Source organism: Caballeronia sp. LP006 (assembly GCF_031450995.1).
Classification (GTDB): domain Bacteria; phylum Pseudomonadota; class Gammaproteobacteria; order Burkholderiales; family Burkholderiaceae; genus Caballeronia.
Window position 1 is genome coordinate 356765 of the sequence record NZ_JARTVW010000003.1, and the last position, 17764, is coordinate 374528.

Below are 17764 nucleotides of genomic sequence, written 5' to 3' on the forward strand. Positions count from 1 at the left end.
AGACACATCCACAAGGAGACAGCAACGTGAAAACAGTATTGTCGTTTCTTGCCGGCGCCTGCTTCGTGGCGTTGTCGGCAAGCGCATCGGCGCAAGTCGCGACGGGCGATACTTCATCGCTCAAGATCGCGCTTTCGAACAACTACGCGGGCAATAGCTGGCGTCAGCAGATGTTGAAGAGCTGGGCGAACGTGGCGGACCCGGCTGTAAAGCAAAAGGTCGTCGCGGCCGCACCCACCTTTACGACCGCCGAGAGTCAGGCGACCGAACAGGTCCAGCAGATTCAGAATCTCATTTTGCAGGGCTTCAAGGCCATTGCCGTCGATGCCGTCTCACCCTCCGCGCTCAATGGCGTCATCAAGCAGGCGTGCGGCGCGGGCGTGACGGTCGTGTCGTTCGACGGCATCGCGACCGAACCGTGCGCGTATCGCATTGCCGTGGATTTTCAGGGCATGGGGCGCATGCAGGTGGATTATCTGGCGAAGCGTCTGAACGGCAAGGGCAACTTGCTGGAAATTCGCGGGCTCGCGGGCGTTTCCGTGGATGACGAGATTCATCAGGGTATCGTCGATCAGCTCAAGAAGTACCCGGGCCTGAAGATCGTCGGTTCGGTGCATGGCGACTGGACGCAAACCGTGGCGCAGAAGCAGGTTGCGGGTATCTTGCCGACCCTGCCGCAGATCGATGGCGTGGTCACGCAAGGCGGCGATGGCTTCGGTACGGCGCAGGCCATCAAGGCGGCGGGCCGGCCGACGCCTATCATCATCCTCGGCAACCGGCAGGAAGAACTGGCGTGGTGGGCGGAGCAGAAGAAGACCGGCTACGAGACCATGTCGGTGACCATTCCGCCGGGGGCTTCGTCGTTTGCGTTCTGGGTCACGCAGCAGGTGCTGGCCGGGAAGAAGATTCCGCACGATATCCGCATGCCGGTGCTCGAAGTGAAGCCTGAAGAACTGGACGCGGTGTTGGCCAAGACGCCAACGGGCGCGCTGGCTAACAAGGAATACACGCGGGATGAGGTTGTCGCGGTGATCGACGGAAAGAAGTAGATGTTTGCGAAGTAGCGTGTCAAAGGGCGGCCGATGAATGGCCGCCCTTCGACTTTCATGACGCGCCTGATCAGCCCTTCTGAATCAACCGCCCAAGCGGCGCGAGCGGACCCACGGGAATCAGGTCGAAAGTCATGAAACCGCCTTCGGTCAGCGGCAGCGCGCCGACTTCCGCTCGGGCCGCGTCGACCGATTCGACGTCCATCAGAAACATCACGCCCGGACGGTCCTGACGGAACCAGAATTGCTCGATCTTGCCATCGAGATAAAGTTGCAGGGTATGCGGAACCTCCTTCGGCATGATCCTTTGCTGCTGCTCCGGTGTGGGCGGATTGGTGATCGATCCAACTGCGAATACCTTCATGGGTGAACTCCTTCCTTGACTGCGTTGCGATGTACAACGGAGCTCACTGTAGTCTTAGGGCGCAAAAACCGGTATCGTCGCAAATGCCAACTTTGAGGGCATTTACGCCATGCGAATTTCAATCGTCGCTTTGGAAGGCCTGTTCGATACCGGGCTCACGGTCCTACTCGATGCGTTCACGCTCGCCAACAAGTTCTCCGCTCAGGCCACGGGCGGTGCGCCTCGGTTCGATGTTTCGCTGGTCGGCGTGCGCAAGAAGGTCCGCTCGGCGCAGGGATTCGGCATTCCGGTTCGGCCGGTTGCAGCCGACCTGAAGCCCGATTGGGTGATCGTGCCGGCATTGAGCACCGGCACGCCCGAGTTGCTCGTTCCCGCGCTCGAACGGCCGGATGTGAGAAAGGCCAAAGCGCAACTGCTGCAATGGCACGACGAGGGCGCGCTTATCGCAGCGTCGTGCATCGGCACGTTTCTGCTGGCGGAAACCGGGCTGCTCGATCATCGCGAAGCGACGACGACCTGGTGGCTCGGTCCGTTTTTCCGGCAGCGCTATCCGCATGTGCTGCTCGACGAATCGCGCATGCTCGTGCCGACCGATGTGGGCGTGACGGCCGGCGCGGCACTGGGACATCTCGATCTGGCGTTGTGGCTGATCCGCAAGGCAAGCCCGGAACTCTCGAATCTGGTGTCGCGTTATCTGCTTGCGGACCTTCGCTCCTCCCAAGCGCCTTACATGATCCCCAATCATCTGGCGCAAGCCGATCCGCTCATTCTGCGTTTCGAGCGATGGTCGCGAGAGCACCTCAAGTCAGGCTTCTCGCTTCAGGAGGCCGCCAGCGCGCTCGCGACGAGCACGCGTTCGCTGCAACGCCGGTGTCAGGACGTGCTCGGCAAGTCTCCGCTCGCGTACTTTCAGGATCTGCGGGTGGAACGCGCGCAGGCGCTTTTGCATGGCAGCGGTCTCGACCTCGAAGCTATCGCGGCCGAAGTCGGTTATGTCGATGGCGCAACCCTGCGCACGCTCTTGCGTCAACGCCTGGGACGCGGTGTGCGAGACCTTCGCGCGGACTTGCGCTGAGAGCGGTGCGCCGGGACTTTAAACTTCAACGCATGACGAACACCGTGCGCTGTTTGCTGTCGTTGCCGTCCCAGTGCTCGCTCAACTGCGAGAGCGGCACCGCTTTTGCATCGACACGTAATGCTCCCGATGCAGCCGCGTTCAGTACCGCCTTCACGCATTCGAGCAAGCGCGGCAGTGCAACGCTGCCGATCCCGCTGCCCATCAACGTGATTGCAGTGGAGCGCAACACGGCGCCCGGCAAGCCGATCTCGGCGCCGCCAATCGAGCCGATCTGCACGAAGCGCAAGACACGGCCATCGTCCAACGCTTTCGCGGCGGCGATCAACAAGGCACGCGCACCAGGACCCCAGAGATAGTCGAGCACGATATCGACGCCTTCCGCGAACTGCGCTTCGAAAGCACGCGACATCGCATCCTCGTTTTCATCAAGGGCGATCGTGACATCGGCGCCGGCTTCGCGCAGCGCGTCGAGCACCGCCGCGTTGCGCCCTGTCGCGATGATCTTGCCCGCACCGAGATGCTTCGCTATCTGCACCGCGAGTTGTCCGGACGTGCCCGTCGCACCGTTGATCCACACGGTCTCGCCCGCGACGAAGCGTGCACGCTCGGTAAGCGCGGCCCACGACGACATGCCGGGAATGGCGATGGCAGCGGCGGTCACATCGTCGATTGCATTGGGCAGCGGCGCGCTACGTAATTGCGGCACGAGCGTGCGTTCCGCCATCGCGCCGAAGGGCGCAGACGGATTGAAAAAGTAGACGCGCGTGCAGTCATCCAGACGCCCGACGCCGTCCACGCCCGCGACGAACGGATACACCTTGCCCGACGAGTAATGCTGTCCCGACGCCTTGGCGCGGGCGAGCTGACTGAGCGCGGCGGCACTGACCTGAACGATGTGGTGTTCCGGCGTTGCGACGGGTTCGGCGAAGTCGCCGTAGAACGGTTGTTGTCCTGCTGCGTTGACAATTGCGGCTTTCATAGTGCCTCCATGACGAATGCATCCAGTCTAGCCATGCGAGCGCGGCCAATCTCCGGTATAAAAGCCAATCGATACGGCAAACCGGCCATGACTACACCGCTCATTCGCCCCGACCTCGTCACTTCGCCAGACGGGCCTTTTCTCGCTGCCGCCGAACTCACGCAAGCCGCGCCGCGCGAAATGTCCCTGCACAGTCACGCGCGCGGACAGTTGATGGGCGCGTTGAGCGGCCTGATGTCGATAGGTCTCGAATCTCACCGCTGGGTCGTGCCCGCCATTCATGCGATCTGGATTCCGCCGCATCGCGCGCATTCGGTGCGCTCTTTCGGGCCGTTCGCGGGATGGAGCGTGTTCATTGCCGAAGCGCGCTGCGAGGCCTTGCCGAAGGAACCGCGAGCCATCCGCGCAAGCGCGCTCATGCGCGAGGCCGTGCATCGCGCGGCGACATGGCCGGGCGAACCGCTCGATGCATCGCAGGCGCGTATCGCGGATGTCATAATCGACGAACTCGCGGCTGCGCACGAAGAGCCGCTTCATCTGCCGCGTCCCGCCGATGCCGCGCTCGTCAAGATAACGGATGCGCTCGGCCGCGATCTCGCGGACAATCGCCGTCTGGAAGAATGGGCCGCGTGGGCAGGCGTGTCGGCTCGGACGTTGAGCCGTCGCTTCATCGCGGATACGGGGTTGACCTTCGCGCAGTGGCGTCAGCAAGCACGCATGTTGCGTTCGCTGGAACGCGTGGCGGATGGCGCGCCGGTGACGATCATCGCGCTGGAACTCGGCTATGAAAACATCAGCGCATTCATCGATGTGTTTCGCCGCACCTTCGGCACGACGCCCGGCCGCTATACGGCGATGAAGCGCGTTTAGATGTGTTCCAACATCCATTCCCGATGCCCGAGCAGTGTCTGCCCCAGCACTTCGAACGCCGCCGCGGGCAACTGCTGAAGCTCTTTCACGACGCTGCATACGGGATATAACTCTTCGACCGCGTCATCGAGTATTCCGATACCGATGAGTTCCACTTTACGCGCGAGCACTTCGCGCACACGCTCGCGCAGATCGCTACGCAAAAGCGCGGGATGACCTTCTCCCGTCGCCGGATAACCGTCCGACAAAACCATCAGTATGCGACGGCGCGCACGTCTCGCGAGCAATCGTTCGGCGGCCCAGGTCAGCGCTTCGCCATCGGGATTTTCGTGGCCGCATGCTATGCGCGCAAGCCCGCTGAGATTGGCCGAATCGAAGCGCTTAAAGACTTGCAAATCGAGTCTTTCGACAAAGCGATTGAAGCCTTCGGGCGGCGTGTGTCCACTAGAGAGCCAGCGCTCGTAATAAGCGCGCATGTCCGCGTCTTCTATCGAGCTATAGCCCAGCACTTCGCATGCGAAGCCGAGTTGTTCGAGCGCGTCGCACAGCGCGGTCGCGCATAGCCGTGCAAGTTCGATCTTGCGTCCAGCCATGGAGCCGCTTCGATCGATCAGCAGCGTGACGGCGGCATCGCGGCCGGGACGCGCGCGTGCCGCACGAAACGGCGTGCGATAGCCAGGCGATGTTGCAAGACGCACGAGCGACGGCCGGTCGAGTTCGCCGCGTTCCTGTTCGCGCTGCCAGTGCGTTTGTTCGTCGGCCTTCAATGCGCGTTCAAGACGTGCCTTCAACGGCCCTGTTTGTGCGCGCGCCAGCGTGCGCAGCTTGCGCCATGCGGTGGGGTCGCCCATGCCGGTGAGATCGGTCACGCGATCGAATTCCGTGGTGAGGGGAACGGAGCGTGTCGGTCGTTCGATCGGCGATGCATTGCGTTCGGGCGCGATGGCATCGCCTTGAGAATCGGGCGAGGAATCGTCGAGTGGCGCCGCGCTGGAATGCGCGGGCGTCGACTCTTCGCTGCTTGCGTCGTATTCGGGCTCGGATGCCGACTCGTGGTCCACGATGAACATCATGTTGTTGATGTCGCCCGCCGATAGCGCTGCAATGCGTTCGAGCGTGCGCATTGCAAGACGCACGCTTTGTTCCGTCGATACGCTCGCACGCCCTTCGCGCAGGATATCTTCCATCACATGAAGCGCCGTGCCCAACGATGGCGTGTCCTCCACGGCCGTCGCTTGCTCGTTCCAGAGCGCGCGTTCGACGCGCCAAGCAAATTGCTCGCGCCAACTGAGCTTCTGCCAGCCACCAAGCACGAGTTCCTGCCGATGCTCGCGGTACGAACGCAATAACGCTTCGGCACCGGGGTAAGCATCGAGCAGAAGGGCGCACGCGCGTCTGTCGTCGAGTGCGCGAGCGATACCGCGTGCACCTGCTGCCGTCTTGTCGAGTGCGTCTGAATCGCAATGACAATGCCGCGCGACGAGCAAGTCGAGATAGCCCTTAACCGTGTCGTTTTGCGTCGTCGGGTCGAGCGTATCCGGCAGCAAAAGCAGCTTGCCGCGCACGACAGGCCCGTCCGGTGAGAAGCCGATTTCCAGATCGTCACGACGAGCCAGCGTGCGCGCGAGCTTCGCGAGATTGTCGTCATCCATCGGCGTCGATGCGTTCATCTCGCGATGTAATGCTGCACGATATCGCGGATCAACGCGGCGTCCTCGGCGCTGACCTTGGCGTAGATCGTCGGACCCGCGGCGGCTTCCGGGTCGCCGCTTCTCAGCATGAGCGCGGTCCAGTCGAGCAGCCTGCGCGTGGAGAACGCGCTCGACAGATCTTCGCGCGCGAAGGCAGCGCGACAGTCCGCCGCGATGGAGGCAAGCGTCGTCGCCATGGATGCGCTCACGCCCTCACCGAAGGTACGCACGAGCACCTCGGCTTCATCGGTGGGAGAAAGGTAGTCGAATTGATACACGCGCCAGCGGTCGAGGAACGCCTCGTTCATCACGTTGGCGCCCTGATACAAGTGCCGATATTGACTCATCGCGCCGACTGCATTGGCTGTCGCAAACAATCTAAACGAGGGATGCGGCGTCACGATCTCGTTGCCCTTCTCCTTGAGCAGGAGACGTCCGCCGGGTTCCAGCACGGCGGTGAGGACGGCGAGTATCGCGGGTTCGGCGAAGTCCACTTCGTCGACGATCAGCCAGAGACCTTCGCGCATGGCGGTGGGCAATACGCCGTCGATCCAGATGGTCTCGCCGCCCTTGACGGTCCAGAAGCCGACGAAGTCGCCGACTGTCGTCTGGCCGTTCATGTTCGAGCGCAGCACGCCCTGATTCGTATGCGCGGCGACTTGTTCGATGAGGCTCGTCTTGCCCGTTCCCGTATGCCCGATCAGCAAGAGGCGCCGGTTCTCGACGATGTCCAAGAGGATGTCGCGTGAGCGTGCCGCGAAGAGATAGGCCGGGTTCCGTGCGGGAACGAAGGGTCCGCCCGCACCCGTCGGCATGGGCACGGAGTCGATGACCGTGCTGTCCACCATGCTCACGACGCCCACGCTTGCAACGGCCGCGCACTTCAAGTCCTGCATGAACGCATGACGATTAGGCGAAGACGCCTGATCTTCCCGATGCTTCACGAAGCCTTCACGCCGCCACTTTTGCAGCTTGGCTTCGAGATTGTCGAGATCGACCACTGTATCGACACGGACTTCGCCCGCATTCAGACGATGCAGGATGCGATACAGATGCGGCCGGTCCGCGTGACTGACGGTCCATTGGCCGGCGTTTGCATCGGCGGGATGAACATAGACGCCGACGTGAGACGCGTCGCGCGTGGAAGATTCGAAAGAGGCGTTCATGAAAGGCGAGGCACGGGCGATGACCTGTGCGAGGGTGCACCAAAAGTCACGCCACGTCCAGCTTACTTCATCGTGACCGACGACGGCACGAAGACGAAACCTTCCATCAGACGCCGCGCGCTGCGGCTCATGATGGCTTTCGTCACGGTCCAGCTTCCGTCGCGTTGCTCGGCTTTCGCGCCCACTTCGAGACTGCCGGAAGGATGCCCGAAGCGCACCGGTGCGTGCGCATTCGCGACGAGCCGGTTGACGACCGTCCCCGGAATGGCCGCCGCGACGGCGATAGCCACGGCGCCCGTGCCCGTCATCGCGTGATGCAGCTTGCCCATGGAAAAGATGCGCGCGTTGATGTCGAGCGCGCTCGCATCGACATGCTTGCCGCTCGATGCGACATAGCTCGCGGGCTTCGCGACGAAGGCGAGCTTCGGGGTATGCGGGCGCGATTGCGTGGCTTCGTCGGCTGACGCGGCGAGACCCATGCGCACCGCGGCGTGAGCGCGAATGGCTTCGGCTCGTTGCAGCAAGGCGCTGTCGCTGTTCACGTCGCGCTGCAGTTCACTGCCTTTCAAGTCGAGCGATGCCGCATCCACGAAAATGGCCGGGTTTCCCGCGTTGATCATGGTCATTTCGACCGAGCCGACGCCGGGCACGTCGAGCACGTCGATAGCGTTGCCGGTCGGAAACATGCTCTCGTTTGCATCGCCGGCTGGATCGAGGAATTCGATCTTGATCTCGGCTGCGGGGAAGGTCACGCCGTCGAGTTCGAAGTCGCCTTCTTCGACCACTTCGCCGTCTTTTATCGGCACATGCGCGATGATCTTCGCGCCGATATTCGCCTGCCAGATGCGCACGGTGGCCGTGCCGTTACGCGGGGCATCGACGAGACCCTGCGCGATGGCGAACGGACCGACCGCCGCAGTCAAGTTGCCGCAATTGCCGGACCAGTCGACCACCGGCCGGTCGATGGCGACCTGACCGAAGCGATAGTCCACGTCGCAATCTTCACGCGAGGAAGGACCGATGATCACGACCTTGCTCGTGCTGGAGGTCGCGCCGCCCAAGCCGTCGATATGCTGGCCATAAGGGTCGGGGCTGCCGATCACGCGTAGCAGGACGGCGTCGCGCACGGCAGCGTCGGCGGGTAGCCAGTCGTCGCGAAAAAATACGCCTTTGCTGGTGCCGCCGCGCATGTAGACGGCCTGAAACTTCGACTGAGCCAAGATGATTCTCCGGGTGTGCACGCATTCGATGTCTTCATTAAACATCAAAACGTCCCGACCCGGATAACTTACAAAACCATCTCAACGCCTGGCATAGTCTTTCGCCGAACACAGCGAGGCTGCCAGCGCGACTTGCGTTTCATCCTCGCCGCGCAGACGCGCGAGCCACTTGCCCGCGTTTGCCGATGCAGTAGCGAACGGCGCGGTCACGCGTTGCAGATAGGCTGTCATCGGCGAGACGATACTGACGTTCTCCATCATGCCGCGATCTTCGTGATCGAGGATATGGCAATGCATGACGAATTCGCCCGTGAAGTCCTGATAGATCGTGCGCATGGAAAGCTGATACCCGGCCTTGATGAAAAGCGTATCGCGCTCCACGCCTTGCAGGTTGCAGTACTCCGTGTCGCCGGTTTGAAGCTCTTCGTCGGTGCAACCCCCCGAGCCATTGAAAATGGAGTTGCCGGCTGCGTTCTTGATGTCGATGATCCTGAACGGATTCGTGTGAATGTGAAACACGTGTGTGGCGAAGGCCGTGGCGGAGACGTTCCATTGATCGATGTTGCCGAGCACGCCGGTGTAAGCAGTGACGCTCGGATCGTAGCTCTTGCCGTTGATGGTGAATGCGGGCGGCTTGATGTCGAACACGGCAGGCACGACGTTGACCACCTTGCCATCGACCGGCACACTGGGCGCGAACGCTCGCAACGTAAGCGATGCGAGATCCGTCTTCGCGGGTTCCGCGAGCGTGGGATTGGCCGCGACCAGTTGATTGCGAATGTATTGCCAGTAGCGCGAGTGATTGCCGACCGTGGTGTTCGGAATGTTGACGCCGGGACCGACACGCGCGAGCGACAACAGACGCCGGTCCTTCGCCTTCGATGAATTGGTTCTGAAGTTGATGGTCGCGGAAGCCGAGGCGGCTTCGTCGAGTATGCAATACACGCCCGGCGATGGAAAGGCCACGAGCACGTCGCTGCGGTAGCCGGGGTTCATCGAATTGACGTCCTTTTCGACCATCGCGTTCATGGTGATGCCGTCTTCGGCGAACTCGAGTTGCTTGACGGTTTCACCGCTGCAGAGTTGATCGAGCGTCAGGGACTGCGACGTCTTGGTGTTGTCCTTCGCGAGCGCCGAGGCTGCCGCGCTCGTCGCCGTGTTGACCTGCGCCGCGCTCAAGGACTGCGAATCCGCCACGCCAACGGCCGAGAGATTTGCACGCACGATCTTCACATTGATGGTGTCGCGATTGCCGCCATGCACCATGCGAAGACGGCGCACTTCGCCTGCGGGTACGAAGGTCGTGGCGCTCGGAAAGACTGGCTGAACCACGCCGTTGATCTGCGTATAACGGCCGGATATTTGCCACGTCGAATTGAACTGGCCCGTGTGACCGGGCCGCGGGTCCTGAACGAAGGAAAGCTGGTTCGTATAGCCGCGGATCTCGCCGATCTTGCCAGATGGGCAGATCCATTCGAAAGTGGTCGGGTCGGCCAATGGCACGGTGGATTGCGCGTCGCTGAAGCAGCCGTATTCGATCTGCTGAAACAGCATGACGTGTTCGCGCATCGGCAAGGGTAACAGCAGGAAGCGGCGATGCAGGATGGTGTCGATATCGGCGCTGCCATCGACGACGCCACGGCGCGCCTGACGTGAACCGCGCACGATCAGCACGCCGGCCATGCCGCTCGCGACATCGATGGCAGTCGAGCCGTGCAGATGCGCGTGATACCAGAACGTGCCGGAGGGATGCGTCGACGGAATGTTGTAGACGTATTGCTGCGACTGCTGAGGCAGCACCGTCAGCAGCACGTTGTCCGACTTGCCGGAAGGCGAGACATGCAGACCGTGCGTATGGATGTTCGTGTGATTGAAGCAATGCGGCGTGGAGTGATCCGGATTGTCCGGGCAGTCGTCCACGGGATCGTTCACCTGCAACCTGTTGTTGAGCTTTAGTCTGAGCGTGGCGCCCGGCTTGATGCTGATGGTCGGCCCGGATGGGCAGCCATTGTACGAACGCATCGACACGGTATCGAAGGCGTTGGTGGAGGGGTTGTAGATGCGGTAGCTGCCCTTTTGCACCGACAGCGTGACCGAGGCCGAATTACCCGATGGATTCAGCCCTTGCAAGCACTGAAGCCGCGCAAGTATCGAAGCAAGCCCGCCCGGCGTTGCGACCGCTGTGTTGTCCGCCGTGGTGTCGGAGTCGTCGCTGAGATCGTCGAACGAACGTGTGGTCAGCGTGCTCGACGTGCTCTGCGCGAAGCTCATAGCGGGCGCGAATGCACAAGCAAGAAGCACGATCGGCAGAGCGCTTTTGAAACGACGAACGAGGGATTTCATGATCCGCTCCTTGCATGGACGAACACGGTTGGCTCGCTGCAAGATGACATTAGGTGATTGGAAGAATGTCGTATCCCTAATCTTTTTCGATCTGTTCGCTTCACCACACGATGACCCGAGCGAGACGGTAAAAGCCGGTTGGCGTTCAAATCCCTGAGAGGGGAATATGAAAGGAAACCGAAGGGCGATGCCTCGGCGTCATCGCTTGCATGGAATTAGATCGGAACCCGAAACAATCTTCAGATGCGACGAAATTCATCGCATCAATGCCACGGATTCATGTCTGACGATTGGGCGAAGTCGTCCGCGCACTCCCAATCCCGTCATAAGCTTTCCACCCGTTCGTGCTTTTGCATATGCAAATCGATTCGTTCGCGTCCGCGTGACGGCGTTTTAACGTGTGCGCTGCGGCAGCAGCCCAGCAACGCCGCCAAGATCATCGACGACAGACGAAACAAAGGAACGGCAATACATGGCAGGCATCGATCGACGGGGATTTCTCATTTCATCGGGCGCGGCGCTCGCGTCCGCAAGCCTGTCCTCACTGGCGTTCGCTCAGGGCGACGCCGGAAGTCCGAAGCGCGGCGGCACGCTCAACATGCTGATCAATCCCGAGCCGCCCGTGCTCGTGTCCATCTTTCAGACGACGGGACCCGCGCTCGTCGCCAGCTCGAAAGTGCTGGAAGGCTTGCTCGCCTACGACTTCGATCTGAAACCGAAAGCGCAATTGGCGACCGCATGGAACGTAAGCCCGGACGGTCTCAAGTACACGTTCACGCTGCGCGAGAACGTCAAATGGCACGACGGCCAGCCGTTCAGCTCGGCCGACGTCGCGTTTTCCATCGATTTGCTTAAGTCGATCCATCCTCGCGGGCGTAGCACGTTTGCCAACGTGGTGAAGGTCTCGACTCCCGATGCGCGCACCGCCGTGATCGAATTGTCGAAGCCCGCACCGTATCTGTTGAAGGCGTTGTCGGCGGGCGAATCGCCGATGGTCCCGAAGCATCTCTACGCCACGGGCGACCCGCTCTCGAATCCGCACAACAACGCACCCGTCGGCACGGGACCGTTCCGCTTCAAGTCGTGGACACGCGGCGCGAATATCGTCTATGAGCGCAACCCGGACTACTGGGATGCGGGCAAGCCGTATATCGATTCGCTCGTGTTCAAGGTCATTCCCGATGCGGCGGCGCGTTCCGCTGCGTTCGAAACCGGCGCGCTCGATCTCGGCGGCGAGAATCCGGTGCCGCTCACGGACTTGCCGCGTCTTGGGCAACTGCCGCAGCTTGCCACGGAAACGCGCGGGTATCGTTTTCTTCAGCCGCAATCGGAGATCGACTTCAATCTCAATCATCCGATCCTGAAGGATCTGCGCGTGCGTCAGGCCATTGCGCACGCCATCAATCCGCAGATAGTGCAGCGCACGATTGCATACGGTTACGCCGATATTTCGCCGACACCGATCACGCCTGCATCGCCCTATCACGACGCCAAGATCACGCCCTATGCGTTCGATACGGCGAGCGCCGAGAAGCTGCTCGATGCGGCGGGTTATCCGCGCAAGAACGGCGGGCCGCGTTTCAGTCTCACGCATGACTTCCTGCCTTATGGCGATATGCATCGGCGTCAGGCGGACTATGTGAAGTCGGCGCTCTCGCGCGTGGGGATCGACGTGACAGTGCGCTCGCAGGACTTGCCTTCGTTCCTGAAGCGCGTGTATGCGGACCGCCAGTTCGACTTCACCAGCATAGGCGTGAATACGCTGTTCGATCCGAGCGTGGGCGTGCAGCGTCTTTATTGGTCGAAGAATATTCGTCCGGGCGTGCCGTTTTCCAATGCGCCGCACTACAGCAATGCGGAAGTCGATACGCTGCTCGAATCGGCATCCGTGGAAACGGATGAAGGCAAACGGGTCGCGCTTTATCAGCAGTTCCAGCAGATCGTGAATCGCGACTTGCCTGTTCTGAACCTCATCGCGCCGCGCATGATCACGGTCGCCAACAAGCGCGTGCATAACCACACGGTGTCGGCGCAAGGTCTGGAAGGCAATCTCGCCGATGTCTGGCTGAGCGCGTGAAGGCATCCACATGAGCCGACGCACGCGCCTCGCCGCCATCGTTCGCCGCACGGCCTGGCAAGCCGTGCCGACGATGCTTGCCATCGTGATCCTCAACTTCTTCCTGCTGAAGCTCATGCCGGGCGATGCCGCCGATGTCATCGCGGGAGAGTCCGGCTCGGCCACGACGGAGAGCTTGCAAGCATTGCGCGCGAAGTTCGGTCTCGATCAGACGGTGCTCCATCAGTTGTGGTCGTATCTCTCGCATCTCGCGCACGGCAGTCTTGGTTTCTCGCCGCGTTACGACGCGCCCGTCATGCAGCTGATCCTTTCGCGGTTGCCCAATACACTCATTCTGATGGGCGCGGCACTTGGCATTGCAATCGTGGCGGGCATCGTACTCGGCGCGGTCATGGCGCATTGGGCCGGCAAGTGGCCGGACCGTGTGCTGTCCGTGCTTGCGTTGTTGCTCTATTCGACGCCGGGCTTCTGGATCGGGCTTCTCGCCATCGTGCTGTTCTCGGTGCATCTCGGCTGGCTGCCGAGCGGCGGCGACGTGACGGTTGGCGCGAACCTGCATGGCTTCGCTTATCTGGCCGATATCGGCAAGCACGTGCTGTTGCCCGCGGTCACGCTCGCCACGTTCTTCGTCGCGATCTACGCGCGTCTCACGCGCGCCGCCATGCTCGAAGTGCAGCGGCAGGACTTCGTGCGCACGGCGCATGCAAAAGGATTGCATCCGTTGCGCGTCACCGTGCGGCATGTGCTGCGCAATGCGCTGATGCCGCTCACGACGATGGTCGGCATTCACTTCGGTACCTTGCTCGGCGGCGCGGCCGTGACCGAGACGGTGTTCAGTTGGCCAGGGCTTGGCCGCCTCGCGCTCGATGCCGTCATGGCGCGCGACTTCAGCGTTCTGCTCGGCGTGCTGCTGCTTTCGTCGCTGCTCGTGATCGTGGCGAACGTGGTGGTCGATCTGTTGCAGGCATGGCTCGATCCGCGTATAGCCTGATACGCCCGGCACGCCCGACACGCCTGACATTCATTCGAGGACGCATGGCTTCCGATTCCCCCGAACTCGCTTCATCCCATGCCTCGCCCTGGCGACGTCAGCTCGCGGGCGCGTTGTTCGGCACCCGCCGTGGTGGAGGCGCACCCACGGCCCGCGCGCGGCGTGGCGCATGGCACGCGTTATTGCGCAACCCTTCGGCGCTTGCGGGACTCGTGTTGCTCGCGGCGTTCATTGTGCTTGCGTTGAGCGCGCCGCACTTCTTTCCGGGCGATCCGCTCGACATGGTTGCGCTTCCATTCGAATGGCCTGGCGCCGATCCGATGTATCGCCTCGGCACCGATTCGCTTGGCCGAGATGTCGCCGCGGGCGTAGCCCACGGCACGCGCGTGTCGCTACTGATCGGCGCATCGGCGGCTGCGATCGGCTTGTTGATCGGCACGCTCGTGGGCGCTATCGGCGGCTTCTTCGGCGGTCTCGTCGATGATCTGCTCGTGCGTATCACCGAACTCTTTCAGACCGTGCCGTCGTTCCTGCTTGTGATCGTGATAGTCGCTATAGGACGGCCCAGCGTGACGATCATTGCGCTTGCCATCGGCATTGCTTCGTGGCCCACGGTCGCGCGAATCGTGCGTGCCGAGTTCCGCACCTTGCGTCAGTCGGACTTCGTGCTTGCGGCGCGCAGCCAGGGCTTCAGCAACGCGCGCATCATCTTCGGCGAGATTCTGCCGAACGCGTTGCCGCCGGTGATCGTCACTGCATCCGTGATGGTGGCGAGCGCCATCCTGATCGAATCGTCGCTTTCGTTTCTCGGCATGGGCGACCCGAACGTCGTCACGTGGGGCGGCATGATCGGCGCGGGACGCGATTCGCTGCGTACCGCGTGGTATCTGACGGCGATACCGGGCGCGGCCATCGTGCTCGCCGTGCTCGCATTGAACCTGCTCGGCGACGGGCTCAACGACGCACTCAACCCGCGCATGCGCGAACGACCATGACGAGGCGCGACGTGGCCAATCTACTTGAAGTGCGCGACCTGCGCGTGAGCTTCGGCGCGCACCACGCGGTGCGCGGCATCGACCTCGATATCGCGGAAGGCGAGACGCTGGCACTCGTCGGCGAATCGGGCTGCGGCAAGTCCGCGACCGCGCTTTCGCTCATGCGTCTCGTGCCGGAGCCCGGCTGCGTGACGGGCAGCGTGCGTTTCGACGAACGCGATCTGCTTGCGCTGGCCCCACGTGAAATGCGTGCGATGCGCGGCCGACAGATATCGATGATCTTCCAGGAGCCGATGACATCGCTCAATCCGATGCTGTCGATCGGCGCGCAGATCGTCGAGACCTTGCGGCAGCATGAGGCGCTCTCGAAGGAAGCCGCGCATAAACGTGCCATCGAATTGCTCGACCTCGTGCATATTCCCGAGCCGCAGCGGCGCGTGTCCGACTATCCGCATGAGCTTTCGGGCGGGCAACGTCAGCGCGTGATGATCGCCATGGCGGTGGCGTGCAGACCGCGTCTTCTCATCGCCGATGAACCCACCACCGCGCTCGATGTAACCATTCAGGCGCGCATCCTCGAATTGCTCGCGGAGCTGCGGCGCGAACTCTCGATGTCGTTGTTGCTCATCACGCACGACCTCGGCGTCGTCGCGAACCATGCGGACCGGGTGGCGGTGATGCTTGCGGGCGAGAAGGTCGAGGAAGCGAGCGTGGAGCAGCTTTTTACCGCGCCCAGCCATGCCTATACACGGGGATTGCTCGGGGCCTCGTTGAATCTGTCCGGCGAGTTGCATTATCGCGAGTGGAAGCTGCCGGAGATAAGGCACACCGTCACCGAAGACGGTAAGCCCGTCTTCGACGTTACGCCGCTTGCGCCGCATCGGATCGTGCCGACCGCACAGGCGGACGATGTGCCCTTGCTTTCAGTGCGGGATTTATCGGTGCATTACGCGCATCGTCATGGCAAGGACTTGCTGCGTGCGGTCGATGGCGTGTCGTTCGACATCGCACGCGGTGAGACGGTCGGTCTCGTTGGCGAATCGGGTTGCGGAAAGTCCACGCTATCGAAGGCGATCATGCGGCTCGTGCCGTCCGCTGCCGGCGCGATCCAACTGCGCGGCACCGACCTCGCACCGCTTTCCGAACGTGCCTTGCGCCCGCTGCGCCGTCAGGTGCAGATGGTGTTCCAGGACCCGTATGCGTCGCTCAATCCGCGCCGTAGCGTGGGTGAAATACTCGAAGCGGTGCTCGAAGTAAATGGCATCGGCGATGGGAAGACACGGCGTGCACGCGCTGCGGCCATTCTCGATCGCGTCGGTTTGCCCAGTGCCGCGCTCGGGCGCTATCCGCATGAATTTTCGGGCGGTCAGCGTCAGCGCATAGGCATTGCGCGTGCGCTGATTCTCGAACCCGCGCTTCTCATCTGCGATGAACCCGTGTCCGCGCTCGACGTATCCATACAGGCGCAGATTCTCAATCTGCTGGTCGAACTCAAGCGCGATCTCGGGCTTGCGTATCTCTTCATCTCGCACGATCTTTCGGTGGTGCGCTATATCGCGGACCGCGTGCATGTGATGCAGGGCGGACGCATCGTAGAGAGTGGACATCATCGCGAGATATGGCGAGCGCCGCGGCATGCTTATACGCGCACGCTGCTCGAAGCCATTCCGGTGAAGCAATTCGATGCGGAAGCCGCATGACACAGAACCATTCAAACAAGGAAGAAGGTATGTCACAACAGGACCCGCGCCAGGCCGCGCTCGATGCGCTGCCCACGCTCGCCGAGGCGATCGGCGAAGATGCAGCCGCACGCGAGGTGCGCCGCGAGTTGCCCTTCGAGGGCTTCGCATTGTTTCGTCAGTCGGGTCTTGGCAAGCTGCGCTTGCCCGTGGAATGGGGCGGTCTCGGCGGGTCGCTCGAAGACGTGTTTCATGTGATCGCCACGCTTGCCGCGCATGAAAGCAATGTCGCGCATGCGCTGCGTATTCACTTCGATCAGACCGAAGCGCTGTTGCTCTCGCCCCGCACGCCGTTCAACGAATTGCAGATCAGGCGCGTGGTGGATGGCGCGATCTTCGGCGGAGCTTCGACCGAAGCGGGCACGTCGCGTCCCGGCGAGATCACGACCCGTTTGCAGCGCGACGGGGAACACTTTCGCCTGAGCGGCCGCAAATATTACTCGACGGGCACGGCGTTCTCGGACTACGCGCGCCTCAACGTGCAGGACGAAAACGGCGATGCGGCCGTTGCCATCGTACCCGTGCAACGTGAGGGTTTTCGCGTGATCGACGACTGGGACGGCATGGGCCAGCGCATGACGGCAAGCGGCAGTCTCGAGTTCGACAATCTGCTCGTGCATGCCGATGAAGTCACGCCGCGCGTGCAATCGACGCTCACGGGACGTCATGGCGGCGCGTTGCGTCAGTTGCATCTCGTGACGGTGGCGGCGGGCATCGTGCGCAATATCGTCGCGGATGCAAAGCGTTATGTGCTGAAGCATGGCCGGCCGGTGATGCACAGCACCGCGCCCACCGCGCGCGAGGATGCGTTCATTCAGCAGGTGATCGGCGAACTGAGTGCGCATAGTCACAGCATCGATGCACTGGTGCGCGAAAACGCGCGCGAGCTGGAGCGTTCCGCACAAGCCATTCGCAATGGCGTTGCGAATGCCGAGGCGCTCGTGCTCGAAGGCGCGCTTGCGACGGCGCGCACGCAGATCGTGGTCAGCAAGCTCGCGCTGTTTGCAGGCGAGCGGATGTTCGAGGCGGGCGGTGCATCGGCGACTTCCCGGGCGCATAACTTCGACCGGCACTGGCGCAATCTGCGGACCATCTTCAGCCACAATCCGCTGCTGCACAAGGCACGCGTGATCGGTGACTACGAATTGAACGGCGTGACCACGCATTTGACCGAAGGGAAGGTTTTTTAAGCTGCATTGAAG

14 protein-coding genes are annotated in these 17764 nt (G+C 62.1%); 8 read left to right on the plus strand and 6 right to left on the minus strand.

Translation table 11 applies throughout. The annotated features are described in order from the left end of the window. Nucleotides 1-26 precede the first annotated feature (26 nt). Nucleotides 27-1049 (plus strand): ABC transporter substrate-binding protein, encoded by a 1023-nt coding sequence (locus tag P9250_RS06325; protein ID WP_244830904.1) that lies wholly within the window; start codon nt 27-29, stop codon nt 1047-1049. A gap of 70 nt (nt 1050-1119) precedes the next feature. On the opposite strand, the gene P9250_RS06330 is transcribed toward P9250_RS06325, so the two are convergent. Beyond that, nucleotides 1120-1413, minus strand: a complete 294-nt coding sequence (locus P9250_RS06330; protein ID WP_250469237.1) for a hypothetical protein — start codon at nt 1411-1413, stop codon at nt 1120-1122. Nucleotides 1414-1522: 109 nt separating this feature from the next. Here P9250_RS06330 and P9250_RS06335 point away from each other — a divergent pair, with 109 nt between their 5' ends. Further along, on the plus strand, nt 1523-2488 hold the full coding sequence (locus P9250_RS06335) for a helix-turn-helix domain-containing protein (protein WP_310391812.1): 966 nt from the start codon (nt 1523-1525) through the stop codon (nt 2486-2488). Nucleotides 2489-2513: 25 nt separating this feature from the next. Here the strand turns inward: P9250_RS06335 and P9250_RS06340 are convergent, their stop codons facing one another. Beyond that, nucleotides 2514-3470, minus strand: a complete 957-nt coding sequence (locus P9250_RS06340; RefSeq protein WP_310391814.1) for a zinc-binding dehydrogenase — start codon at nt 3468-3470, stop codon at nt 2514-2516. A gap of 87 nt (nt 3471-3557) precedes the next feature. Between P9250_RS06340 and P9250_RS06345 the strand changes: the two genes are divergently transcribed. Next, nucleotides 3558-4340 carry a helix-turn-helix transcriptional regulator gene (locus P9250_RS06345; RefSeq protein ID WP_310391816.1) on the plus strand — a complete coding sequence of 261 codons (783 nt, stop codon included), beginning with the start codon at nt 3558-3560 and terminating at the stop codon, nt 4338-4340. Here P9250_RS06345 and P9250_RS06350 read toward each other — a convergent pair. From P9250_RS06350 to P9250_RS06365, 4 genes are all read right to left on the minus strand, one after another. Beyond that, nucleotides 4337-6010 (minus strand): cobaltochelatase CobT-related protein, encoded by a 1674-nt coding sequence (locus P9250_RS06350; RefSeq protein ID WP_310391818.1) that lies wholly within the window; start codon nt 6008-6010, stop codon nt 4337-4339. The two genes, P9250_RS06345 and P9250_RS06350, sit on opposite strands and share 4 nt — an antisense overlap. Further along, nucleotides 6007-7197, minus strand: coding sequence for an AAA family ATPase (locus tag P9250_RS06355; protein WP_310391820.1), 1191 nt, complete (start codon nt 7195-7197; stop codon nt 6007-6009). Before P9250_RS06355 ends, P9250_RS06350 begins: the two co-directional genes overlap by 4 nt. A gap of 62 nt (nt 7198-7259) precedes the next feature. Continuing rightward, complete coding sequence (gene prpF / locus P9250_RS06360; protein WP_409014816.1) at nt 7260-8462, minus strand: 2-methylaconitate cis-trans isomerase PrpF; 1203 nt, start codon at nt 8460-8462, stop codon at nt 7260-7262. Between the two features lie 36 nt (nt 8463-8498). After that, a complete protein-coding gene (locus P9250_RS06365; RefSeq protein ID WP_309846930.1) occupies nt 8499-10760 on the minus strand; it encodes a multicopper oxidase domain-containing protein in 2262 nt (753 codons plus the stop codon). Between the two features lie 472 nt (nt 10761-11232). Here P9250_RS06365 and P9250_RS06370 point away from each other — a divergent pair, with 472 nt between their 5' ends. Genes P9250_RS06370 through P9250_RS06390 form a run of 5 tightly spaced genes read left to right on the plus strand, consistent with a single transcriptional unit; the run spans nt 11233 to nt 17752 of the window. Beyond that, nucleotides 11233-12837, plus strand: coding sequence for an ABC transporter substrate-binding protein (locus P9250_RS06370; protein WP_310391824.1), 1605 nt, complete (start codon nt 11233-11235; stop codon nt 12835-12837). Between the two features lie 10 nt (nt 12838-12847). Continuing rightward, a complete protein-coding gene (locus P9250_RS06375) occupies nt 12848-13828 on the plus strand; it encodes an ABC transporter permease (protein ID WP_244830895.1) in 981 nt (326 codons plus the stop codon). A gap of 44 nt (nt 13829-13872) precedes the next feature. After that, nucleotides 13873-14823: an ABC transporter permease gene (locus tag P9250_RS06380; protein WP_310391827.1), complete on the plus strand. Its 951-nt coding sequence runs from the start codon at nt 13873-13875 to the stop codon at nt 14821-14823. A gap of 11 nt (nt 14824-14834) precedes the next feature. Further along, a complete protein-coding gene (locus P9250_RS06385) occupies nt 14835-16523 on the plus strand; it encodes an ABC transporter ATP-binding protein (protein ID WP_310391829.1) in 1689 nt (562 codons plus the stop codon). Between the two features lie 29 nt (nt 16524-16552). Continuing rightward, nucleotides 16553-17752 (plus strand): acyl-CoA dehydrogenase family protein, encoded by a 1200-nt coding sequence (locus tag P9250_RS06390; protein WP_244830892.1) that lies wholly within the window; start codon nt 16553-16555, stop codon nt 17750-17752. Nucleotides 17753-17764: the final 12 nt, after the last annotated feature.